Genomic DNA, 23,336 nt, shown 5'->3' with positions numbered 1-23,336 from the left:
TATGCTACTGAATAATCTTGAGTAGCATTTGTTTAGCTCATGTTAAGAGTGCGCCGATAATTATAATAATTCTGCAGGATAGCGGATCGATGAAATTCACTCGAATGTTAACAACAAAATTAACCAGCTTTTGGTTGATGTCTTTGGCCGCTATCGCCTTTGTATTTTTACTTTGCGCCATGATGAGCTTTGTGCAGTTGACCTATAAGTTTCAGCAGCAGAAAGTGGCAGAGCTTGAAACCTTGCTGATAGAGCATTACCACACTCAGCCAGATTGGGAGTTAGAATCCTGGCTGCCTCCCATGTTGCTTGCCTTTAACGCCGTCGAATTTCGTTTAACCATGAAGAGCGAAGTGCTATTTGCCTATCAAGGCAATGTGCAAACTCAAAATCCCATGGTGTATACCCATTTGCTTGATCCTCAGTCGGGCCTCAGTATGACATTGAGTTTGCCGCAACCTTTCGACCATTACAGTATCAGTTGGTATGAGCTGCTCATTTTGGGCGTTGGCTTGCTGGCGGTTATCGCGCTGGTGCGTTTCGGGCATATATGGTTATCACAACAGTTGGATGGGATTGAGGAGCTTGCACAGCGTAGTCGATTGATTTTACAGGGTAAACATGAGCAAGCCCTCGCTACGCCCGGTAATGGCAAACCAAGGTTAATCAATCGAGCGCTGACCAAGCTGCTTGAGGAATTGCAGGATGCTCACAAAGAACGCGGTCGTTTCGATAAATTTATTCGTTCCAATACTTTTTTAGATGCACAAACCCGTATTGGTAATCGGTTGTTTTTAAATAACCGTCTTGATGCCTTGAGTCACGACCAAGGCATGGTCGCTCATGGGGTGATTTATCTGCTAGAAATGGATGACCTCGATTTTATACAACAGGCAAAAGGGGAGGGCGCTGTTAAAGATCTACTCCATGCGACGGTCAATGGCATTAACTCCATTTTGCAAAGTTTACCCAATAGCATATTTGCGCGACGTACCCACAATCAATTTGCGATTGTAGTGCCCCATGTCTCCCTGATTGAAGCCGACCAGCTCGCGAGCAAATTGCTGAAAGTCTGCTTGAGCCAACCTTTGCCCGATGGCGTTGACAATCGGGATAACTTTTACCATTTAGGCTGCGCTTACTTTACGGCGGGGGATAATGTTAATCAGCTGCTCGATGAAGCCGATATGGCGTTACGTGCAGCCCAATTACAAGGTAACAGTAATTGGTTTATGTATGATAAAGGTGCGATTGATGAAGAGTTTGCAAAGGGTTCGGTGCGTTGGCGCAGCTTCTTAGAGAATGCTTTAGTTCAGCGGCGTTTTTATCCCTTCAGTCAGCCGATTATGGATTCCGACGGGGTTGAGCACCATAAAGAGATCTTTACTCGGGCGAGGGATAATCAAGGAGCATTAGTGCGGGCGACGTTGTTTATCCCTATGGCTAATAAATGTGGTTTGATGCCGCAAATTGAGCGGCAAATGATTGAGCGTGTGTTGGTTTTGCTTGGGCAAGAACAGCATAAAGGCCAAGTCTACAGTGTGAATCTTAGCCTAGATACTTTGATGAGCCGCGCTTTTACGCATTGGCTTAAAACCACCTTGCTTGAATATCGCCATTTGACGCCTCAACTGATTTTTGAGGTATCTGAGGACATAGTGGTCCAGCATCAAGATAAACTGCAGCCTAAACTCGATATGATCAGTAAGATGGGGGCTCGCCTCTGTGTTGACCATGTAGGGCAACAGGTTGTTGGCACTTACTATATCCGAGAGTGTCATTTCGACATGATTAAATTGCACCGTTCTATCGTGCGACATATTCATTTGCGCCCTGAAAATCAATTATTTATTCGCAGTTTAATCGGTGGTTTATATCGTACTGAAGTGCTAGTGAGTGCTGAAGGCGTTGAAGTATTTGAAGAATGGCAAACCCTGCAAATCCTTGGGGTGGGGATGGCTCAGGGCATGTATTTTAGCGATCCCGTAGAGTTGCAATAGGCCATATTTCTCTCTGTGAGTGATGTGATCCCTGTGGAATAATAGGGCCGAATTGTAGGATTTCTCTATAAAATTCACTGATTAGCGGCTAAACTAGCTTGTGCCAAAATTATGACGCTGGATATAACAGCTTTCACATTTCAAATGCAGTGAGCTTATATCCTCCTCGTGGTTTAGAAATAGTGCTATTTGCAGGCTTATCACTCAAGCTTTAACTTTATCGGAAGACAGGCATTTTATGGATAAAGGACTTTTTGCTCGGTTGGCCTTTTGGCAAGCCAAACAGGCCAGTATCACACTGGGTGTGTATGTCTGTGCCGATAAGCTTTGGGTCTACGCACCTGCCACTGACCGTCAGGATGAGCAGTGGCTTTCTTTTGAGCTACAACAAGATCAATGGCAAAGTGCCTTCACCGAACTTGCCAGCGCTTTTCCCCACAGCGCATTGCAAATCGTACTTGGTAGTGGCCGCTACCAATTACTCGTCGCCGATAAACCAAATGTCGATAGTCAAGAATTATCCCAAGCCTTGATTTGGTCTATTAAAGATATGGTCACGATTCCTGTGCCGCAAATCCACTTAGATTATTTTGAGTCGCCCCTACCCAGTAATAAGCTCAATGTTGTCGTGGTCGATAAAGACAAATTGACTAATATGGTTCAAGCCATCAATGAGCAAGGGCTCACTATTTTAGGCATCAGTATTGAAGAGCTCGCGATGACTAATCTGTTTATGGATGATAATCAGGCAAGATTGGTGGTTAGTCATCATCCAGGGCAGGAGTTGTTGCTTACTGTGGTTAAACAGGGGCAGCTATACATGCAGCGCCGTGTGCGCGGCTTTAGTCAATTAGATAAGGCTGAAGTGGATGAGCTTAATTATGGATTGGCAGATAACTTAAGCCTAGAAATTCAGCGCTCTATGGATTACTTTGAGAGTCAACTGCGCCAGTCTCCCGTTAACTCAATTGAATTATTTGCCGATGGCGCGGTAGATGCCTTAGCTAAGTTGGTTTCGGCTAACTTTAATCAAGCTGTTAATGTGGTGAATAAGACCTCCGTTGGCGCAAAAATGGCGGGATTAGCCTTCAGTGAACTTTCACGGGGTGCCGAGTGATAAAATCGAGAGTTAACCTATATTCTGCAGCGCTCTTACCGCCAAAGCAGAGCTTAACCTTCGCGACATTAATGAGTTACACCGCGGGCTTATTATTCGTCTGCGGTGCAGTCGCTGGCTTTAGCTATTGGCAATTAACTGAGTCTGTACAGGCGTTAAGCCAAGCGTCAGCGCTAAAACAGCAGTACGACCAACAAAAAGCCGATCTCGAAACGCAAATTGCCAACCGTAAGCCCGACCCTGATTTAGTCGCTCGGGTCACACTTGAGTCACAGCAGTTGGAGTTAAAGCAATTGTTGTTGGGCGAACTTGCGCTGCGTTCATCCCTCACTAGCCGAGGTTTTGCACCTGTGCTGAAGGACTTAGCCATGGTGTCCGATGCGAGCGTTTGGCTGAATCATATTGTGATTAACGAACAACACTTTATGTTTGAAGGTTTTGCCGACCATCCACAGAACATCCCGCTTTGGGTAAGCAAGTTAAAAACGACCCAAACCTTAAAAGGGCAGGCGTTTTCTTCCATGACGATGGATCGCGGCGAGGATAAACCTTTGGCGTTCACGCTGACTAGCGAGACACCTGAGGAGAGCGCACGATGAAAGCACAATTTAATCAATTAGCGCAAAAGTTTGATGCGCTGAGCCAGCGGGAGCGGGGATTAATAGCACTCGCCGTTTTAGTGCTTCTCGGCATGCTGGCATATATGCCAATCGAATCTCTGTGGAAACAACAGCATTCAACCACGCAGCAATTAGAAGCACTAGAGCAGGAAAATAGCGTGTCGTTGCAACAGATTGATTTATATCAGCAGCGATTAGCGATGGATCCCAATCAGGACTATCGTCAGCGTTTAAATCTACTACAGCAACAAAATCAACAGATTGATGCGCAGCTTAACGAGCAGATGGTTGATATGGTGCCCGCCGATTATATGCCAGAGTTGCTGGGTAATCTGCTCGGGCAGGTGCAAGGAATTAAGTTACTGAAGTTTACCTCTATTGCACCTGTTCCATTGCTCGCCGTGGGTGATGAGAAAAAGTTGAATCTCTATAGCCATGGGATCCGCATGAGTTTAGAAGGGGATTATTTCTCCGTGTTGCGTTTTGTTGAAGCGGTAGAGGCCATGCCTGACAAACTTTACTGGAAACGACTCGACTATAAAGTGGCCGATTACCCGAAAGGGAAAATCGACATTGAACTTTATACCTTGAGTATTAATAAGGACTTTATCAGTGTTGCTCAATAAGTCTTATATTTTCATTGCATTACTGGGTATTTCAGCACAAGTGTCGGCCGAAAGCTTACGGGATCCTACTTTGCCCGGCAAAGGCTATTCGGGCGCAGGCGCAGTGAGCCAAAATCAGCATCAAGCCTTAATACTCAATAGCATCGTCAGCTCCGGCAATACGGCTTACGCTGTGATTAATAATAAAATTGTGTCCGTGGGTGATAGCATCCAAGGGGTCAAAGTGGTGCGCATTACTCCCGCGTCGGTATCACTTTCTGACGGACGGAAATTAGCAGTATTTCAAGCAATAATAGAGAGATAGGGAATAACATTCAGATGACAGCCATTAAATACTTCACACCTCTACTCTCACTTTGCCTTATGGCTTGCCAAACAACGGATAGGCCGCAACCTACGGCTTCAAAAGAAGCGCTTTCCGCCTCGATGCAGACCGCGAGCCAGCCAACGCCGCCCCCGCCAGCCACTATGCCAGATGCGGTGCAGCGTGAGCTGAATGCCAATACTTTAATGGGTGGCTTAACTGCTCCCATGGAGACTGAGCGTCGTATCGATGTCTCTGCCCATGATGTGGATGCGAGGGTGTTTTTCCCTAGTCTCGTGCAGGGCACTCCCTTTAGTGTGGCGGTGCACCCTGATGTGCAGGGCACTATTTCATTATCGCTAAAAGGGGTGACACTAAGCGAAGCCATTCAAGTGGTGGAAGATATTTATGGTTATGAAGTCAGCCGTGAAGGACGTATTTTGCGGGTATTCCCTGCGGGGATGCGTACTGAGACTTTCCCTTTAAATTACTTATACATGGAGCGTGATGGCCTGTCGTTAACCTCGGTAAGTTCGGGCCGAATTTCCGATAATAACAACTCAAATAACAATAACGGCAATAGTAACTCGAATAACGGCAACTCAGGTGGAAATAATAGCAATAGCAATTCGAGCAACGGCAGTAATGCTAGCAGTAACAGCAGCGATAGCACCAATGGCACCTTTATTCGCTCGCGTACCAAAACCGATTTTTGGGGCGAGTTAAAAGAAACCTTAACCGCCATTGTGGGTGACACGGGCGGCGGCCGCCAAGTGGTGGTGACTCCGCAGGCGGGATTAGTGACTATTCGTGCTTATCCAAATGAGCTGCGCCAAGTGCGTGCATTTTTAAGTTCGGCCGAGAGCCATTTACAGCGCCAAGTGATCCTCGAAGCGAAAATCCTCGAAGTGACCCTTTCTGACGGTTATCAGCAGGGTATTCAGTGGGATAATGTGCTGGGTCATGTAGGCAACACCAATATTAATTTTGGGACATCAGCGGGTACTGGCTTAAGCGATAAAATCACCTCCTCACTGGGTGGGGTGACATCGTTGAGCATTAAAGGCTCAGATTTTAATACCATGATAAGCCTGCTCGATACCCAAGGTGATGTGGATGTATTATCCAGCCCAAGGGTGACGGCATCTAACAATCAAAAAGCGGTGATTAAAGTCGGTACCGATGAGTATTTTGTTACCGATGTTTCATCGACCACGGTTGCTGGTACGACACCTGTCACTACACCTCAGGTGGAATTGACTCCATTTTTCTCAGGCATCGCGCTGGATGTCACTCCGCAAATCGATAAAGACGGCAACGTATTACTGCATGTTCACCCATCGGTTATTGATGTAAAAGAACAAACGAAGGACATCAAAGTCAGCAATGAATCCTTAGAATTACCTTTGGCACAAAGTGAAATCCGCGAGTCTGATACCGTCATCCGCGCGGCCTCTGGCGATGTGGTGGTGATTGGCGGACTGATGAAGAGTGAAAATATTGAGGTGGTGTCCCAAGTGCCGCTGCTTGGTGATATTCCGTTCGTGGGCGAACTGTTTAAAAACCGTAGCAAGCAGAAAAAGAAAACCGAGTTAATTATTATGCTTAAGCCTACCGTGGTGGGTAATGATACTTGGAAAACTGAGTTAGAGCGCTCTAAGACGTTGCTCGACCGTTGGTATCCAGAAAATAAGTAATTTTTCATGTACTTGAAGCACTTTGGACTGGGCCAAGCACCATTTTCGTTAACCCCTAATACCGGATTTTTTTTCGGGTTATCCCCGCACGTAGAGGCATTGCAAGTGCTGCAGACCGCCCTACAAACCGGGGAAGGTTTTATTAAAGTCACGGGGGAAGTGGGGACGGGTAAAACCTTAATCTGCCGCAAGTTGATTAACGAACTTCCGCAGGGATTCCACTGTGCCTATCTTCCTAATCCTTATTTAACTCCCGCGGAGCTGCGCTGGGCGGTAGCCAATGAGCTTGGCCTTAAATATACCAGCGAAATTGATCAGCAGCAGTTGACTGGGCTTATTCAGCAGCAGTTGCTCGCCTTAAGTACCCATGGTCATGCCATTGTGTTAGTGCTTGATGAAGCGCAGGCGTTGCCCGATGAAAGCCTCGAAGCCCTGCGACTGTTCACTAATCTTGAAACTGAAAGTCGTAAGTTATTGCAGGTGGTGTTATTTGGTCAGCCCGAGTTGGATGAAAGATTAAAACGCCAAGCCTTTAGGCAATTAAGACAACGTATTACTTTTAGTTACAATCTGCGGCCGTTAACCTGGGATGAAACCGATGCCTATATCCGTTACCGGTTAGCGGTGGCTGGACATGCGGGGCAAGCGCTGTTTAGCCCAAAGATCACCCGCAAGATCGCTCAGGCATCCCGTGGGATCCCTAGATTGATCAATATATTAGCCCATAAAGCCCTTATGCTAAGTTTTGGTGAGGGTGCAACGCAGGTGCGGATGTCCCATTTGAAAGGCGCCATTTGCGATACTGAAGATGCCAGTCCGACTAGAGTACAAAAGTGGTCGACCTATTTCGCTATCGCCTTTATGGTATTTGCTGTTGCAATGTTGGCATTGCTGCTATCGGGTACTAATTTCCTGCAGTGGTGGGGAGATGGCGCATGAGCGTGATCAACAAGATGCTGCAGGATCTGGACAAGCGCCAGCAGGGGCATTCGCTGAGTAATATCACGGTGAATCAAGCCCAGTATCTGGGTCGGACAAGCTCGTCACGTAAATGGTTAGCGATTTGTTTGCTATCTCTGTTACTGGGAGGCTTATCTATGTATGCCTTTCAAGCGAGTTACCGGTCGCAACAAACGACGATCATTCCTTCGAATACTGTTGCAACTCCGTCAACTCATCAGCTTGAGTCATCGTCCCAATCAAGTGTGCCCATAGAGGCAACAACGAATACAGCCTCTATCGCGACAACGACTGAAGTTGTGCAAACCAAGCCGCAGCAGTCGACGGGCACTCAAGCCAGCGATAAGCTTGATACCAGTGTTGCCCAGCCAAGTCCTACTGACAAAGCGACACTCGAGGCGACTTCACAAAGTGTGCCTGCGCTGGCTAAAGAGTCTTCCGCCCCTGTTTCTGCGGTCAATCTTCCTTCGGCAAATGTTGCGCAGGCTCAAGCGAGTGATACTAATCGCCTTATCGATCGCGCTAAAGTTCACCAAACGGAGCCAAATGCAACTGTCTCCAATCAAACAGCGCAAGTCGCTCCTGAACCAAGCCAAGCTAAAGCCACTGCAAACGAACAGGCAGAGTTTACTGGTGTTCAATCAAAGGCGGCTGGTCAAATGGCGGTCAAGGAAGTAAAGCTTTCACCGAGTCAATTAGCACAAAAACAGGTGGCACTGGCGAGCGATGCTGAAAAACAAGGTCAGTTGCTCAAAGCCATGGGCTACTATGATAAAGCGCTCAAGTTAGATCCGAGCTTGCATGAGGCGCGCAAACAACTCGCGGCACTACATTATGGCCAAGGCGAGCTAGCACAAGCGGCTGAAGTGCTCAGTCAAGGTCGATTACTGTACCCGCAAGAGTATGAATTTTATCTACTATTAGCAAGGATACAACACGCAATGGGCGATACTGACTTGGCCTTAGCGAGTCTTGCACAAATCCCTGATCGCCATGTATTAGCAAGGCAAAAGTGGTTAGCTCAGACGGATTTAGCCCAAAAACAAGGCCAATTTACATTAGTAGAACAGGCGTACCGCCAGTTATTACAGCAGGAGCCACAGCAGGCGAAATTGTGGATGGGATTGGCCTATGCACTAGACTCACAACAACATTTCGCTCAAGCCAGCCAAGCCTACCGCACAGCATTAAGCTATTCCGGCTTATCAACTCAGGCCACGGCTTTTATTGAACAACGCTTACTACAACTAGGAGATAGCCAATGAAACCCAGATTAAAGATGCGTTTGGGCGATCTGTTAGTTCAAGAATCCATTATTACCGAAGAGCAGTTGCAGCAGGCTTTGGGTGAGCAACGCAAGACTGGCCATAAACTCGGCCGAACATTGATCGATCTGCGTTCGATTACCGAAACTCAACTACTGCAATTTTTGTCGCAGCAACTCAACCTGCCCTTACTCGATATCAGTAAACGTTCGATCCCCTCTGAGGTGGTCAATCTGATCCCTGAAGTACAAGCAAGGCGTTTTCGTGCCCTAGCGGTAGAAGATAGGGGCGATAGTGTACTGGTTGCTATGAGCGACCCTGCAGATTTACAGGCGCTCGATCACTTAGAAACCATCATCGCGCCTAAAAAGCTCAGTGTCGCGGTCGCGCCTGAGCAGCAGTTACTGCAAGCCTTCGATAACCTCTATCGCCGCACCGACCAGATCGCACAAATTGCTGGCAAGCTAGAAGAGGAATACGCCGCCGATAAAATGTTTGATTTGGCAAGCTTAACTTCGAGCGACAGTGATAATGAAACCACTGTCGTTAAATTGCTCCAGTCTATCTTTGAAGATGCGGTGCAAATGCGTGCCTCGGATATTCATATCGAACCTGGGGAAAAGGTGCTGCGGATCCGTCAGCGGATCGATGGTCAGTTACATGAGACCATACTGAATGAGGTTAATATCGCCGCAGCTTTGGTTCTGCGTCTTAAGCTTATGGCGGGCCTCGATATTTCTGAAAAACGTCTGCCGCAGGACGGGCGTTTCCATATGGAAATTAAGGGCCACAAAATTGATGTGCGGATGTCGACCATGCCGATTTACCACGGTGAATCCGTGGTAATGCGTTTGCTCGATCAATCCGCAGGACTACTGACCTTAAACGAAACGGGTATGCCGCCGCATATTTTGGCGCGTATTCGTAAGCAGATTAAACGTCCGCACGGCATGTTACTGGTAACAGGCCCTACGGGTAGCGGTAAAACCACCACCTTGTATGGCATCTTAAGTGAGCTCAATACCGCGGATCGCAAGATTATCACGGTAGAAGATCCGGTCGAATACCAATTACCAAGGATTAACCAAGTTCAAGTTAACCATAAGATTGGACTTGATTTTTCGAACGTGCTGCGCACTACATTACGTCAAGACCCAGACATCATCATGGTCGGGGAGATGCGCGACCAAGAAACCGTTGAAATTGGCCTGAGGGGCGCACTTACGGGTCACTTTGTGTTATCCACTTTGCACACCAATGATGCGGTAACCAGCGCGCTGCGTTTGCTCGATATGGGCGCTGCCAGTTATTTAGTCGCAAGTGCCTTAAGGGTGATTATTGCCCAGCGATTAGTGCGCCGTGTATGCCATAACTGCGGCGTAGAACATCAACCTACTGCGCAGGAAAAAGCGTGGTTAAATAGCGTAAGCCGTCAAGATTTTACCCATGCGAATTTCCGTATTGGTACGGGTTGTCAGAGCTGTAATGGCAGTGGTTATCGTGGCCGTATCGGTATTTTTGAAATCCTCGAACTGGATGAAAAAATGATTGATGCCATGCGCACTGGCAATCCGCAGGATTTTGCCTGCGCAGCACTACAAAGCCCGAACTTTACCCCGTTAGCCGAATCGGCATTGCAATATTTAAGTGAGGGTATGACGACCATTGAAGAGGTGGCTAAGCTGGTAGAGGATGTGAGTGAATCTCAAGTGCCACTCTCACGGGATATTATTAGTCAACAAGGCGTCGAGGCCTAATTATGCCAGTTTATCAATACCGTGGACGCAGTGGACAAGGTCAAGCCGTAACGGGTCAGCTCGATGCCGCCTCCGAAAGTGCGGCGGCCGATATGCTGTTATCCCGCGGCATTATTCCTTTGGAAGTTAAAGCGGCAAAGGTCGCGAAGTCATTTTCACTGACGCAGCTCTTTGGTAGTAAAGTCGGTTTGGATGAATTACAAATTTTTACTCGGCAAATGTATTCACTCACGCGTTCGGGGATCCCGATTTTGCGGGCCATTGCCGGTTTATCTGAAACCGCGCATTCCCAACGGATGAAGGATGCGCTTAATGATATTTCTGAGCAACTCACCGCAGGTCGCCCGTTGTCATCTGCTATGAACCAACATCCAGATGTGTTTGATTCACTGTTTGTTTCTATGGTGCATGTGGGGGAGAACACAGGTAAGTTGGAGGATGCCTTTATTCAGCTCTCGGGCTATATCGAGCGTGAGCAGGAAACTCGCCGCCGGATTAAGGCCGCGATGCGTTATCCGATCTTTGTATTGATTGCGATTGGCCTGGCGATGGTGATCTTAAATATCATGGTGATCCCCAAATTTGCCGAAATGTTTTCCCGTTTCGGTGCAGATTTGCCTTGGGCGACCAAGGTGCTGATTGGCACATCTAACTTATTTGTTAACTATTGGCCTTTGATGTTGGTGATGTTACTTGGCGCCATCATTGGGATCCGTTATTGGCACCATACGGAAAAAGGTGAAAAACAATGGGATAAGTGGAAATTACATATTCCCGCAGTGGGTTCGATTATTGAGCGTTCGACCCTTGCCCGTTATTGCCGCAGTTTTTCGATGATGTTAAGCGCGGGCGTGCCGATGACACAGGCGCTGAGCCTTGTGGCGGATGCGGTGGATAACGCCTATATGCACGACAAGATTGTTGGTATGCGCCGCGGCATCGAATCCGGCGAATCTATGCTGAGGGTATCGAATCAGAGCAAGTTATTTACACCATTGGTGTTGCAAATGGTCGCAGTAGGAGAAGAAACCGGGCAGATTGATCAGTTATTGAATGATGCTGCCGATTTCTACGAAGGGGAGGTCGACTATGACCTTAAAAATCTTACCGCCAAATTAGAACCGATCTTAATTGGTATTGTGGCCGTTATTGTATTGATATTAGCCTTGGGTATTTATCTGCCCATGTGGGATATGCTCAATGTGGTCAAAGGTGGTAAGTAATGCTTTATGTTTTCAGGATCAAATAGATGCAGAGCCAACAGAAGGCTGACAGCGATCTATTACGGGTATACGGGCGACTAATTAGCCTTTGCCTGATCTTGATTATCTTAGCCGTGATTGGAGTTAAGTACTTTTCCACCATGCCACAGCTTGCCGCCCGTACTGTGGAATTAGAGCATACACGTTTCTTAAATGTATTAACCATGGTGCGCTCCCAATGGTTATCCCTTGGCAAACCGTCACAAATGCGGCTAGATTGGGAATTATTAAATGAGCAAAGTGCCAGAAATGACCAAACGCTGGTGATGATGAATTCACAGGGCTGGCCGCAGCCAAATACGCTTGATGACCAAGGTTGTCAGGCGCTATGGCAACAATTTATGGGGCAAGAGCTAGCGGAAAATACCTTAATGGGTGCCTATTTTAGTAAGGATAATAGCTGCCGTTATCGCTCAAAAAATGGGGACAGCATCGGTTACCAACTAAACTCTGGCAGGGTCATTTTTTTGACTAATTCCTAAAAGATTGTTAAGTAACGGGCTTTTATAAACTGATTTAGCTGTTAGAATGGACTTTCATCAAGATAGGGAGAGACTAATGAAGACGAAGCAAAATGGTTTTTCATTGATTGAACTGGTCATAGTGATCGTCATTTTGGGTTTGTTAGCGGCAACAGCGATCCCACGGTTTTTAAATGTCACTGACGATGCTGAAGATGCCAGTGTGGACGGTGTGGCTGGTGGTTTATCGACTGCGGTGAGTTTTGTGCGCTCACAATGGGAAGTCGACGGTCGCCAAAATAGCAGTGTGATCTTAGACGGTACCTCAGTATCCCTCGACCCACGTTTTGGTTATCCCACGGGGACATCGGGTACCGATGCTACAGCCATGACAGATGCAAGCTGTCAGCAGGTATTTAATACGGTACTGCAAAGTGCACCGCGTAACGTATTGTATTCTCAAGATGCGCGTAATCAACGCTATACAGTGCGTGTGATTGATGGCGCAGGTGGCAGTGCTAATTCGATTACCGGAGCAGCCGTGAGTGGTTTGGATTTATGTGTTTATCACCAAGTAGCCTCACTAGTGTTAAACCAAACCACGGGTGTACCCTCTCCAGCCCCTGACTTATCTACCACAGGAGCTAAAGGGGTGGTTTATAATCCAGGTACGGGTAAAGTATTAAGCTTCACTCAAACACCATTTACGCCTTAATTTAATGTTTTATTTGGTTTATCTTTTAAGTAGTTTGTTTTTAAGTTACTTAAGTTAATTGGTTCTCAAAAAAGGGTAGTTTTATATGAAAAGACAACAAGGTTTTACCTTAATCGAATTAGTCGTAGTGATCATTATCTTAGGTATTCTTGCTGTCACAGCAGCACCTAAGTTTATTAATCTGCAAGGCGATGCGCGTGCGTCTGCATTACAAGGTCTAAAAGGTGCAATTCAAGGTGCAAATAGTTTAGTGTTTTCTAAAGCTGCATTAGCTGGTAAAGAAAAGGGATCACAACCAACCTTTTCATTGGGAGACACTGGAACAATCGCAATTCTTGATGGTTATATGCTAGCAACAAAAGCTTCATTAGAAGCTGGTATGGATATTACTTTTGACGCTAAAGCTGATCCTCAGCCTGTTACTGCAGATTGGATTATAGATCCAACAGCTGGTACACCAGGTACTGCTAAGATTTATCAACATGGCGCACCTGCAAATTGTTTTTTAACTTATACAGAAGCAAAAGCTGCTAATACTTCAACAAATCCAGCCACCCCAGGTGAACTGCCTAAGTATGTTATTACAGATAGTGGTTGTTAATTTGAATTACGGAAAAAGGCCTGCCTAGCAGGCCTTTTTTTTAGGTCGATAATCTATTGATTTTTTTAGTTCTAATAAATTGAATTTACGTATTATTTATCTTGGTTGTGCGAAATATTTGCCTTACTAATCAAGTTGGTAGAAACTGAACCTAGAACCTTATATCAACAATGGCTAATTTTTGATGGCGAAACAGGCTGGATTTACCTTAGTCGAACTTGTGACCACCATTATCCTGATTGGGATTTTGTCGGTGACGGTATTGCCGCGCTTATTTAGCCAGTCCTCCTATAGTGCCTTTAGTCTACGTAATGAATTTATGGCTGAGCTGCGCCAAGTTCAGCAAAAAGCGTTAAATAATACTGACAGATGCTTCCGTGTTGCGGTTTCGACTACGGGTTATCAGGTGAGCCAGTTTGCAAGCCGTAATAGTGCTGGTTGCACAGGTGCGGCACTGGCACCCAATCCGTTATATACCCAAGCCTTTCAAGGTGGTGCACAGTTAGTGCTCACTGGCAATAGCGCAAATAGTTTCAATCTTGATTTTGATATTAATGGTAGACCTTCGCTGGCTTGTAATGGCTCATGCATTAAAGTGATTGCCAATGATACTCTGGTCATTAACATCTCCAGCGAGGGTTATATTTATGCGAATTAATCCTCGGCTGTTTTCAATGAAAACATCGATAGATACATCCCCAAACGCCGCTCAAAATACAATCCGGCAACAGGGTTTTACCTTAATCGAACTCGTGGTCGGCATGCTGGTAATAGCCATTGCTATTGTGATGCTCAGCAGCATGTTATTTCCGCAGGCGGATCGCGCGGCCAAGACTTTACATCGAGTAAAAAGTGCTGAACTGGCCCATTCGGTAATGAATGAAGTCTGGGGCAAACGTTATGACCAAAATACTAATGCCAATGGCGGTGTGCCCGCCTGTGGGAGTCCATTAGGCAGTAGCTGTTCAGCCACATTGGGGCCTGAAGCAGGCGAAGGCCGTAACGATTTTAACGATGTGGACGATTATCACGGCTTAAGCCAAAACGACGCTATGCTCAATTCTAGCCAAACCTATGCAGAGGCGTATCCCAACTATCAACTAAGTGTGACTGTTACTTATGGGGCCGCGCCTAATACCAAGTTAGTGACCATTAATGTCACTACCCCGGATAACGAAGTGATCACTTACAATCTGGTGAGGAGCAATTACTAATGGGCTCTTTATCCGTTAAGCGTAAGCATCAATGCTCGCGGGGTTTTACCTTAGTTGAAATGGTCACAGCGATCCTTATCTTAGGCATTCTTGTGGTTGGGGTGAGTAGCTTTATCATTTTCGGCACGCGGATTTTTGTGGAGTCGAGTTCGGTCGACCAAGTGTTAAGTCAAAGCCGTTTTGCCATTGAGCGTATAACCCGTGAACTAAGGAGCGCGCTGCCTAACAGTGTGCGACTTAATGGCAATAATCTCACTTATCAATGTGTAGAGTTTGTTCCCATCGAGGCGAGCACCACCTATTTAGCGATGCCGATTGCGCCGGGGGCTGCAGCCTTAACAGGAACCGTTATTTTAGATAATGTGGCCAGTGATATTGCGGTTAACCAATATGCTTGGATTTATCCTTTGACCGATAGCGATGTGTATAACAGTGCTAGGCAAAAACGTGCGCAGATAAACAGCATTAGCACCGCTGCTAATCAAGTGAACTTAACCTTTACGGCTAGCGCAAGATTTGCCGAAGCTTCTCCGCGCCAACGGATCTATTTTGCTTCTGCCCCCGTCAGTTATTGCTTTGAAAAAGCGCCATCCAGTAATGAGTTAATCTTAACGCGTTATACTGGTTATGGGTTGACTGCTAGCCAGCCAGTACCTGCGGATATGGGGTCTGGCGTGTTGATGGCACAAGGTATCGCAAATGCCTTAACCAGTAGTGCTGATTTACCGTTGATCTTAACGCCGTCGAGTCTAGTCAATAATGCGATGGTGCATCTACAGCCACGATTTAATGTTAATGGCGAGACATTTCAGTATCGACATCAAGTGCAGGTGATCAATGTCCCTTAACTTATTTAGCCTATCACGCTCAACATATTGCCCGTACCCCGCTCACCGCCAAGGTGGCAGTGCTTTAGTCATCGGCATTTTTGTCATTACCGTCATGTTTTTACTGGCGGCTGCGTTAATCAATATTGTTGAAGATGCGGATACTGGATTAACCCAAGAAGTGTGGGGGACTCGCGCTTTAGCTGCGGCCAACAGCGGTGCTGATGCTGCATTGGCGCAATTATTTCCGCTGAATGCGGCGGCAAACTTCACTCCAACATGTGCAAGTGTTTCAAACACTTGGACGCCGCCAGCTGTTGTTGGCTTTCATGCCTGTAGCGTTGGGTTAAGTTGCTCTGCGTATTCGGTTGGCGCCATAACTCAGTATCGAATTAATAGCACAGCGGTATGCGAAAGTGGTGAAACCCGTGTTAGCCGTCAAGTAGAGGTAGAAGCCCGTGGTTAGAGCATTTGGGATTGGTACTCAATTATTTTCCGTGTTGGCAATATTGCTAATGACAATGATGTCTTCACATGCAGCGATTGATTGTGGCAGCGTATTTCCAGGGCCAATACAGAGTTTTAGTTCTAATGGGCAGTTAGAAATGCAAAACCAATCTATGGTTGTTAATTATGACAACCTAGATGTGTGTTTTAAAAAAGCCAAACCTAACGGAGTGAATAATTCTTCGTGTGGTATTGGTCAGTGTAAAGTCAGTGGAATTCCAAGTTTAGCCAAGGCTATTCCCGATATACTTGATAAAACAAATAGTTCTATTAACAGTAATTCAACAGTGGCAAGTTGGACAACACCATCGGTGGAGCTGGGCGTCACTTTGGGATATGGTGCCAAGTTTGATACAACTCGCTGGGATATCGGTAATGTTGAAGTCAATGGCGGTAGCGTCACTGTTTCTGACGCCTATGATGCTTATGTGTTTAAAAGCGTGACATTCTACCAGAATGGCACAATGACATTAAGGGCGGGAAAAACGTATATCATAGATGGTGATCTTAATCTTAGCTTAGGTGCGATTAATATCATTGGTACAGGCAATACTCAGTTTTATGTGAGAGGTACTTTTACAACATCAGATACATCAGTATTTAATGCTTCGAGTACTACAGATATCTATGTTGGTAGAGAATTGGAATTGCAAACAGATTCTAAAGTACAAGGCAGTTTCTACGTTGCTGGTGATGCTACGTTATTTACTCGCTCAACTTTGACTGGTCGTTTAAGTGCACAAAATGTGCGTATGTTTTCAAATTCCAAAGTGATTTATGACACCAGTCCAGCCCTTGAATGTTTTACTGATGATTTTTCCCGCACAAGCCTTGGAAATGATTGGGCGATAAAAGTGCTGGGGAGTTCAACTCCGCCGAGTATTGTCAGTAATCGACTTCGAATTACCCCCGCATCGGGGAACCAAGCAACCGCAAGTACCTTTCAGCGGCTATTTCCTGCAGAAAATAACTTAGTGACGGTCGAGTTTGATTATTATGCGTGGTCGCCATCTTCAGGAACGGGTGGTGATGGGGTTGCGGTCATTCTCTCCGATGCGGCGGTCACGCCTCAACCCGGTAGTTTTGGTGGTGCGCTTGGATATGCACAACGTAATGATGGTACGCCTGGTTTTGCGGGTGGCTGGCTTGGGGTGGGATTGGATGAATATGGTAATTTTTCCAATCCGAATGAAGGGAAAGTCGGGAGACCGGCCACCCTACCATATTTCAGACCACAATCAGTGACTTTACGCGGCTCTGCTGCGGCAAGTTACACCTATTTAGCTGGTACAGCAGCGAATTTAAATCCTAGAGTTGACGTTCGTAGTACGTCAACTGCGGCGCCTAATCATAAATATCGGATTAAGGTTGATTCAACTATTCCTAGCCAAGCTTGGGTTTCAGTTGAACGTGATGTGCGTAATGGGCAAGGGTATCAAGTACTGGTTCCAGCATTTAATGCTAGAGCGATACCTAATCAAGGTGCTGTGCCTGAAGATTTTTACTTGTCTTTTACTGGCTCTACTGGCGGCGCCAACAACAACCATGAAATCGATAATTTTAAGGTGTGCGCCCTAAAATCTCGCCCCGTAGGTCAACAGGTGCATCATTTCGAATTTGATTATTCGAGTTCACCGTTGACCTGTAAAGCGGAAACGATGGCCATTCGTGCTTGTGCAAATGCTAATTGTAGTCAGCTATTTACTGATCCTGTTACTGCGCAATTATCGTTAAATCCCAATGCTAATGGCGCTTGGTATGTGGGTGGGGTGAATACTCCGAGTGTCAATTTTGTCAACGGCTTAGCAACTGCCAGCCTTCGTTATAATGTCAGCACGCCTCCTGTAACCATTGGTGTTAGTAGCTCTATCCCATCCACCATTGCAGGGAGTAATACTCTTTGCCGTAAAGGCTCTGGCCCGTTAAATACGGCTTCCTGCACTTTGAGTTTCGCAGAGAGTGGGTTTATTTTCGATGTCCCTGATAAGTTGGCGAATAAGCCCACCTCTATCAATATTTCTGCCGTGAGAAAGTCCAATTCAAGCCTTGAGTGTGTCCCCGCATTTGGGAATGCGACTAAAAATGTCGGTTTTTGGAGCACTTATGTTTCCCCGTCATCCATTCCGAGCGCTTTGCAGCAAGCGATAACGATTAAGGGGAATGTTACGGGGGCAATAACGGCAATTGGCAAAACCCAAGCCTTGCGTACTCAAATTCCTTTGCGGTTTACTAATGGCGTGGCCTCCCTTGAGATTAATTACCCCGATGCTGGGCGAGTTCAACTCGACGCGAGGCTTGATGGAACTGGGGAAGATACAGGTCTAGTGATGACAGGCTCTGATCAGTTTGTCAGTGTACCTGCGGGATTATGCGTTAAGGCCGCAGATGCCAGTGCTTACTGCCCAAGTGCTGATATGAGCTGTAATGCTTACCGTAAGGCGGGGCAAAATTTTGGTATGACATTACAAGCCATGGCATGGGAAAAAGATGGCGATACGGACTTTTGTTCGGGCAACTTATCCACACCTAACTTTATCGATGCGCAGATGAAACTTGCGAGTGATGTGGTTGCACCCAGCATCGCCAATGGTGGCCATGATGGTGTACTAGGTATGACATCCTACAGTCACACGGCGCAGACCAATAACCTTAATACCATCAGTAATCAGAGCATTAGTGACGTCGGCGTATTCCAAATTGCGGCGCAGGCGACGCCCAATTATTTAGGGACGGCAAGCAGCCTGAATATTCCGATTGGCTATTCAGCCAATATTGGCCGTTTTGTGCCCGATAGGTTTTTAGTCGGTGATATCTCCGTCTTGCCCGCCTGCGGTGGCTTTAGTTATATGGCTCAACCCTTCCCGATGTCGATGAGCATCAAAGCCTTGAATATTGGTGGTGCAGTAACGCAAAACTATTTCCCGCCGTTTTCCCATGCGAGTGCCAAATTAGTGGGAGAAAACAATAATAACGGCGTTGATTTGCAGAGCCGTTTAAGCGCCTTGCCAGTAAATGCGGCAAGTTGGAACCAAGGCGTGGCGACAGTTGATGGCAGTTACCGAGCGAACGTGAGTCGTATGACACCAAATATCGCTGCAAATCAGTATCAGGACGGCCCCTTCGAACTGCTCGATATTGGCGTGCAATTGATGGACAACGACCCAAGACCAAATGGCTTATACAGCTATGTAGCCTTAGCGGATATGGATGCGGCATCTACGGGCACTTGCACTAACTGTAATGCGAGAAAAATCACTACTCAGATCCTACGTCACGGCCGCGTGGTGATGGATAACACCTATGGCCCTGAAACTGAAATCCTCAAAATGCCAACCAGAGCTGAGTATTGGAATGGAACTAACTGGGTGTTAAATGGGGATGATAGCTGTACTATCGCCACCTATGGCTTAGGTTCGCAGGTGGATAATGCTGGCCTTGGCTACAACTTTGATCCCGATTTAGCCGCAGGGCAGAGTATCAATCGAACAGGTGCATCTTTAGCTTTTCAAGCGGGGCAATTTGATTTGCTGTGGCGGGCAGTGACCTCAAGCGGCAATTTATATCGCGGCCAAGTGACTGCGCCTTTGGATGTACCCACATGGTTAGAATGGTATTGGAACTGGAATGGTGTCACGCCCAGTAGCTTATCAGATCCTCGCGCCAGTGGATTTTTTGGGCGTTACCGAGGTCATGACAGAATCATCTATTGGCGAGAAGTCAATTAAGCTGTTTTCAGTTAGGTTTTGCTGAATTGGAATTAGCCTATGGTGATTTATCACGACGAGCTGATCTTTTGGGCACGATCTCAAAGCATCATGCTAAGGCAAAATTGCAAGAAACAGGTTTTACGCATGTTGCCGACTTGTATTTGACATGGTTTTTAACTGTTGGATTTTTCATCAATATCGCGTGTTTTTCGATTAAATAGTGTTTTTGAGCGGCCTAATTAAAAAAAAATCACTCCATTAGCGATTGTTAACCTCAACGGTCTTGTGGAATCAGGGTGGCATTGATAAAGTTAGCTGATTTTTCTTTTCTTCTGACTTCACAGAATACAGGCTAGTTACATGTTCAAGAAGCTGCGTGGCATTTTTTCTAATGATCTATCGATCGATTTGGGTACAGCTAACACCTTAATTTATGTTCGTGATGAAGGCATCGTCCTCAATGAGCCTTCTGTTGTTGCTATACGTGGCGAGCGTAACAGCTCTGGTCAGAAATCTGTAGCAGCTGTCGGTACAGAAGCTAAACAGATGTTAGGCCGTACTCCTGGCAATATTCAAGCAATCCGCCCGATGAAAGACGGTGTGATTGCTGACTTTTATGTGACAGAGAAAATGTTGCAGCATTTTATTAAACAAGTGCATAACAACAGCTTTTTTCGTCCAAGCCCACGCGTTTTAGTCTGTGTTCCCGTTGGCGCAACCCAAGTTGAACGCCGTGCCATTCGCGAGTCAGCCATGGGCGCGGGTGCCCGTGAGGTGTATTTGATTGAAGAGCCAATGGCCGCGGCCATCGGTGCAGGTTTACCTGTTTCTGAAGCCACAGGTTCAATGGTTGTTGATATCGGTGGTGGTACGACTGAAGTCGCCATTATCTCCTTGAACGGTGTTGTATATTCCTCCTCAGTGCGTATTGGTGGCGACAAGTTTGATGACGCGATCATTAACTATGTTCGCCGTAACTATGGCAGCTTGATTGGTGAAGCTACCGCTGAGCGTATCAAACACACGATCGGTACTGCTTACCCAGGCGATGAAGTGTTAGAAATTGAAGTTCGTGGTCGTAACTTGGCCGAAGGTGTGCCTCGTAGCTTCACGCTCAACAGCAACGAAATTTTAGAAGCACTGCAAGAGCCATTATCGGGTATTGTGAGTGCCGTCATGGTGGCATTAGAGCAATCGCCACCAGAATTAGCCTCTGATATCTCTGAGCGCGGCATGGTATTAACTGGTGGTGGTGCCTTACTGCGTGACCTAGACCGTTTATTAATGCAAGAAACGGGAATTCCAGTCATGGTGGCGGACGATCCTCTGACCTGCGTTGCGCGTGGCGGTGGTAAAGCCCTTGAAATGATTGATATGCACGGCGGCGATCTGTTCTCCGAAGAAACCTAATCTAACTTCGGTATAGGGCGGCTAATCACCGCCTTAGCTTTCCTATGAAGCCAATTTTTGTTCGTGGTATTTCGAACCAGTTCCGTTTAACACTGGCAATTATCCTGTCGGTGATTTTGCTCGCGGCAAATCACCGTCTTGAGCCTGCCCGTGAATCCCTTTCATCTGCTTTAAGCCCTATTCAATACCTCGCGAGCGTCCCCAGTGCGATCCTCGATTGGTCATCTGAGAGTTTTGCGACCCGCAATATGCTGGCATTGCAAAATAAAGAGCTGTTAAGGCAACAATTATTAATGAGTGAACGCCTACAGCGTTTCGAACATCTGCGTCAAGAAAACGAACGCTTACGTGCTTTGCTTGGTTCGCCAGCCTATCAGGATTCCCGCAAGATGGTGGTGGAGGTGATGGAGGTTGCCAGTGAACCTTCCCATCACTATGTGGTCTTGAATCGGGGTTCCCGCAGCGGTGTTTTCGTCGGTCAGCCGGTGGTGGATGCGCAGGGGGTTGTGGGGCAAGTTGTACAGGTTAGCGAGATGACCAGCCGAGTGTTACTTGTATCTGACGTTTCCCACGGTTTACCCGTGCGGATTACCCGTAATGATGTACGTTTAATTGCTAATGGTACGGGTGAGCTCGATGAGATTGAGCTGCGCCATGTGGCTAAGAGTACCGATATTCGAGTGGGCGATTTATTAGTCACCTCTGGCTTAGGTAACCGCTTTCCTGAAGGCTATCCTGTTGCGCGAGTGATGAAAGTCTTTACCGAAGATGGCCAAAGCTACACGCGAGTCACGGCTCAGCCTCTGGCGGCACTTGATCGCATTCGTTATCTGCTGCTGATTTGGCCATCACCTGACTCGGGTGTGACTTTGCCTAATCAAATCCCTGTGCCTGCGGCGGATCATCCGGTAGAAGAAGCCAAACCAGATGCTGTTAATGGTGCCATCAATCCTCAAGGCGAAGCGCAGGGCACAAACGCCACTGTTCCTAATGCCACTGTTCCTAATACCACTGCTCCTAATGCCACAGTTCCAAACGCGACTGCGGCACCGAGAAATGCCAATGGTGCATCGAACGCTGCTACCACCCAACCGCCAGCAGAGGTGCACTAATGAGTTTACAAGCGGCTAATGGACGTATCGTGGTTTGGCTGACCTTGTTTGTCGGACTCTTAAGCCAAATTATGCCTCTACCTACGATTGTTGAGGCTTGGCGGCCGGATTGGCTACTGATGATTTTGATCTACTGGTCCATTGCGTTGCCACACAGGTATAACATTCTCACAGCATGGGTAATGGGTTTAGCTCTCGATATTCTCTTGGGCGCCACCTTAGGGGTACGTTCTCTGGCGATGTCGCTAGTGATTTATATTGCGATTTTACATTGTCAGCGTTTACGCAACTTCCCTAAATGGCAACAGTCGCTGGTAGTAATGCTGCTCATTGCTATCTACCACCTGATTGTTTATTGGGTCGAGTTTGTGATGGATGGCGCAACATTCCACGCGGAACTGTTTTTGCCTGCGCTATCGGGCCTGGTATTTTGGCCTTGGATTTTTTGGATTTTACGTCGTATCCGACGTCATTATAAGGTTCGTTAGTTGTGAATTTAGTCTTAGCTTCGACATCGCCGCGCCGTAAAGAATTACTAACCCATATTGGATTAGGGCGGAGTGATTTTACCTTTGAGCAAGTGGCACCGGATATCGACGAAACCCCTAGGTCGGGTGAGTTACCACGGGATTATGTGCAGCGCCTCGCAGCCGAAAAGGCGCAGGCTGGGCTTGCATTATGTTCAGATATGTCACAGCCTGCTGTATTAGGTTCTGATACTATCGTCGTGCTTGAAAATGAAATATTAGGTAAGCCTGTTGATGACGCCGATGCCAAGCGAGTGCTGCGTGCGCTTTCGGGAAGAGCGCACACTGTGATGACGGCTGTGGCCTTGGCAAATGCCAACCATACTGCAATGCGTTTAGTCGAAACCTTAGTGCGTTTTTGTGTGCTTTCTGATGCGGATATTGATGCCTATGTCGCCTCACAAGAACCCATGGATAAAGCAGGCAGCTATGGGATCCAAGGTTTAGGTGGCTGCTTTGTCGAGTCGATTGATGGTAGTTACTCCTGTGTTGTAGGCTTGCCATTAGTGGAAACTCGCCAGCTCTTATCTGAGGCGGGCATTATCTAGTCTGCGGATTGGGCGACTTGCAAATGGGGAGCAATACAGAGGATTGGGTTTTCAACGCTCAACTCTTCTGCGGTATTGGTTTTCAGGCTTATAACATAC

Annotated in this window: 22 protein-coding genes; all 22 read left to right on the top strand. The window is 46.8% G+C overall.

The window, feature by feature from the left end; all coding sequences use genetic code 11:
- The first annotated feature begins 89 nt into the window (after positions 1–89).
- The 22 genes from csrD to SO_RS18985 all read left to right on the top strand — a co-directional run bounded on the left by csrD (position 90) and on the right by SO_RS18985 (position 23,237).
- Positions 90–2,000, top strand: a complete 1,911-nt coding sequence (csrD, locus tag SO_RS19090; RefSeq protein ID WP_011073819.1) for an RNase E specificity factor CsrD — start codon at positions 90–92, stop codon at positions 1,998–2,000.
- Between the two features lie 238 nt (positions 2,001–2,238).
- A complete protein-coding gene (locus SO_RS19085; RefSeq protein ID WP_011073818.1) occupies positions 2,239–3,117 on the top strand; it encodes an MSHA biogenesis protein MshI1 in 879 nt (292 codons plus the stop codon).
- A complete protein-coding gene (locus SO_RS19080; RefSeq protein WP_011073817.1) occupies positions 3,114–3,716 on the top strand; it encodes a PilN domain-containing protein in 603 nt (200 codons plus the stop codon). Before SO_RS19085 ends, SO_RS19080 begins: the two co-directional genes overlap by 4 nt.
- A complete protein-coding gene (locus SO_RS19075; protein ID WP_011073816.1) occupies positions 3,713–4,363 on the top strand; it encodes an MSHA biogenesis protein MshJ in 651 nt (216 codons plus the stop codon). Before SO_RS19080 ends, SO_RS19075 begins: the two co-directional genes overlap by 4 nt.
- Positions 4,350–4,667, top strand: a complete 318-nt coding sequence (locus tag SO_RS19070; RefSeq protein WP_011073815.1) for an MSHA biogenesis protein MshK — start codon at positions 4,350–4,352, stop codon at positions 4,665–4,667. Before SO_RS19075 ends, SO_RS19070 begins: the two co-directional genes overlap by 14 nt.
- 14 nt (positions 4,668–4,681) lie before the next feature.
- Entirely contained in the window at positions 4,682–6,364 is a 1,683-nt protein-coding gene (gene mshL, locus SO_RS19065) for a pilus (MSHA type) biogenesis protein MshL (RefSeq protein WP_011073814.1), read from the top strand.
- Positions 6,365–6,370: 6 nt separating this feature from the next.
- Complete coding sequence (locus tag SO_RS19060) at positions 6,371–7,303, top strand: ExeA family protein (RefSeq protein ID WP_011073813.1); 933 nt, start codon at positions 6,371–6,373, stop codon at positions 7,301–7,303.
- Positions 7,300–8,589: a tetratricopeptide repeat protein gene (locus SO_RS19055; RefSeq protein WP_011073812.1), complete on the top strand. Its 1,290-nt coding sequence runs from the start codon at positions 7,300–7,302 to the stop codon at positions 8,587–8,589. The genes SO_RS19060 and SO_RS19055 overlap by 4 nt, the downstream gene beginning before the upstream one ends.
- On the top strand, positions 8,586–10,346 hold the full coding sequence (locus SO_RS19050) for a GspE/PulE family protein (RefSeq protein WP_011073811.1): 1,761 nt from the start codon (positions 8,586–8,588) through the stop codon (positions 10,344–10,346). The genes SO_RS19055 and SO_RS19050 overlap by 4 nt, the downstream gene beginning before the upstream one ends.
- 2 nt (positions 10,347–10,348) lie before the next feature.
- Positions 10,349–11,569: a type II secretion system F family protein gene (locus SO_RS19045; RefSeq protein WP_011073810.1), complete on the top strand. Its 1,221-nt coding sequence runs from the start codon at positions 10,349–10,351 to the stop codon at positions 11,567–11,569.
- 26 nt (positions 11,570–11,595) lie between these two features.
- Entirely contained in the window at positions 11,596–12,090 is a 495-nt protein-coding gene (locus SO_RS19040) for an MSHA biogenesis protein MshF (protein WP_011073809.1), read from the top strand.
- 76 nt (positions 12,091–12,166) lie between these two features.
- Positions 12,167–12,784 (top strand): prepilin-type N-terminal cleavage/methylation domain-containing protein, encoded by a 618-nt coding sequence (locus SO_RS19035; RefSeq protein ID WP_011073808.1) that lies wholly within the window; start codon positions 12,167–12,169, stop codon positions 12,782–12,784.
- An 85-nt stretch (positions 12,785–12,869) separates the two neighbouring features.
- Positions 12,870–13,385, top strand: coding sequence for a type II secretion system protein (locus SO_RS19030; RefSeq protein ID WP_011073807.1), 516 nt, complete (start codon positions 12,870–12,872; stop codon positions 13,383–13,385).
- Between the two features lie 184 nt (positions 13,386–13,569).
- Positions 13,570–14,043, top strand: a complete 474-nt coding sequence (locus SO_RS19025; protein WP_011073806.1) for a type II secretion system protein — start codon at positions 13,570–13,572, stop codon at positions 14,041–14,043.
- A complete protein-coding gene (locus SO_RS19020) occupies positions 14,033–14,599 on the top strand; it encodes a prepilin-type N-terminal cleavage/methylation domain-containing protein (RefSeq protein WP_011073805.1) in 567 nt (188 codons plus the stop codon). Before SO_RS19025 ends, SO_RS19020 begins: the two co-directional genes overlap by 11 nt.
- Positions 14,599–15,447 carry a PilW family protein gene (locus SO_RS19015; protein ID WP_011073804.1) on the top strand — a complete coding sequence of 283 codons (849 nt, stop codon included), beginning with the start codon at positions 14,599–14,601 and terminating at the stop codon, positions 15,445–15,447. Before SO_RS19020 ends, SO_RS19015 begins: the two co-directional genes overlap by 1 nt.
- Positions 15,437–15,892, top strand: coding sequence for an MSHA biogenesis protein MshP (locus tag SO_RS19010; protein ID WP_011073803.1), 456 nt, complete (start codon positions 15,437–15,439; stop codon positions 15,890–15,892). The genes SO_RS19015 and SO_RS19010 overlap by 11 nt, the downstream gene beginning before the upstream one ends.
- On the top strand, positions 15,885–19,658 hold the full coding sequence (locus SO_RS19005; protein WP_011073802.1) for a DUF6701 domain-containing protein: 3,774 nt from the start codon (positions 15,885–15,887) through the stop codon (positions 19,656–19,658). The genes SO_RS19010 and SO_RS19005 overlap by 8 nt, the downstream gene beginning before the upstream one ends.
- A gap of 342 nt (positions 19,659–20,000) precedes the next feature.
- Positions 20,001–21,050, top strand: a complete 1,050-nt coding sequence (locus SO_RS19000) for a rod shape-determining protein (RefSeq protein WP_007651015.1) — start codon at positions 20,001–20,003, stop codon at positions 21,048–21,050.
- Between the two features lie 44 nt (positions 21,051–21,094).
- Complete coding sequence (mreC, locus tag SO_RS18995; RefSeq protein WP_011073801.1) at positions 21,095–22,162, top strand: rod shape-determining protein MreC; 1,068 nt, start codon at positions 21,095–21,097, stop codon at positions 22,160–22,162.
- Positions 22,162–22,650: a rod shape-determining protein MreD gene (gene mreD, locus SO_RS18990; RefSeq protein ID WP_011073800.1), complete on the top strand. Its 489-nt coding sequence runs from the start codon at positions 22,162–22,164 to the stop codon at positions 22,648–22,650. The genes mreC and mreD overlap by 1 nt, the downstream gene beginning before the upstream one ends.
- A gap of 2 nt (positions 22,651–22,652) precedes the next feature.
- The gene (locus SO_RS18985) at positions 22,653–23,237 is read left to right on the top strand and encodes a Maf family protein (protein WP_011073799.1); all 585 of its coding nucleotides are present in this window, start codon (positions 22,653–22,655) and stop codon (positions 23,235–23,237) included.
- The last annotated feature ends 99 nt before the right edge of the window (positions 23,238–23,336 follow it).

The organism is Shewanella oneidensis MR-1, from assembly GCF_000146165.2.
GTDB lineage: Bacteria > Pseudomonadota > Gammaproteobacteria > Enterobacterales > Shewanellaceae > Shewanella > Shewanella oneidensis.
This window is presented reverse-complemented; position numbering and strand designations above follow the sequence as displayed.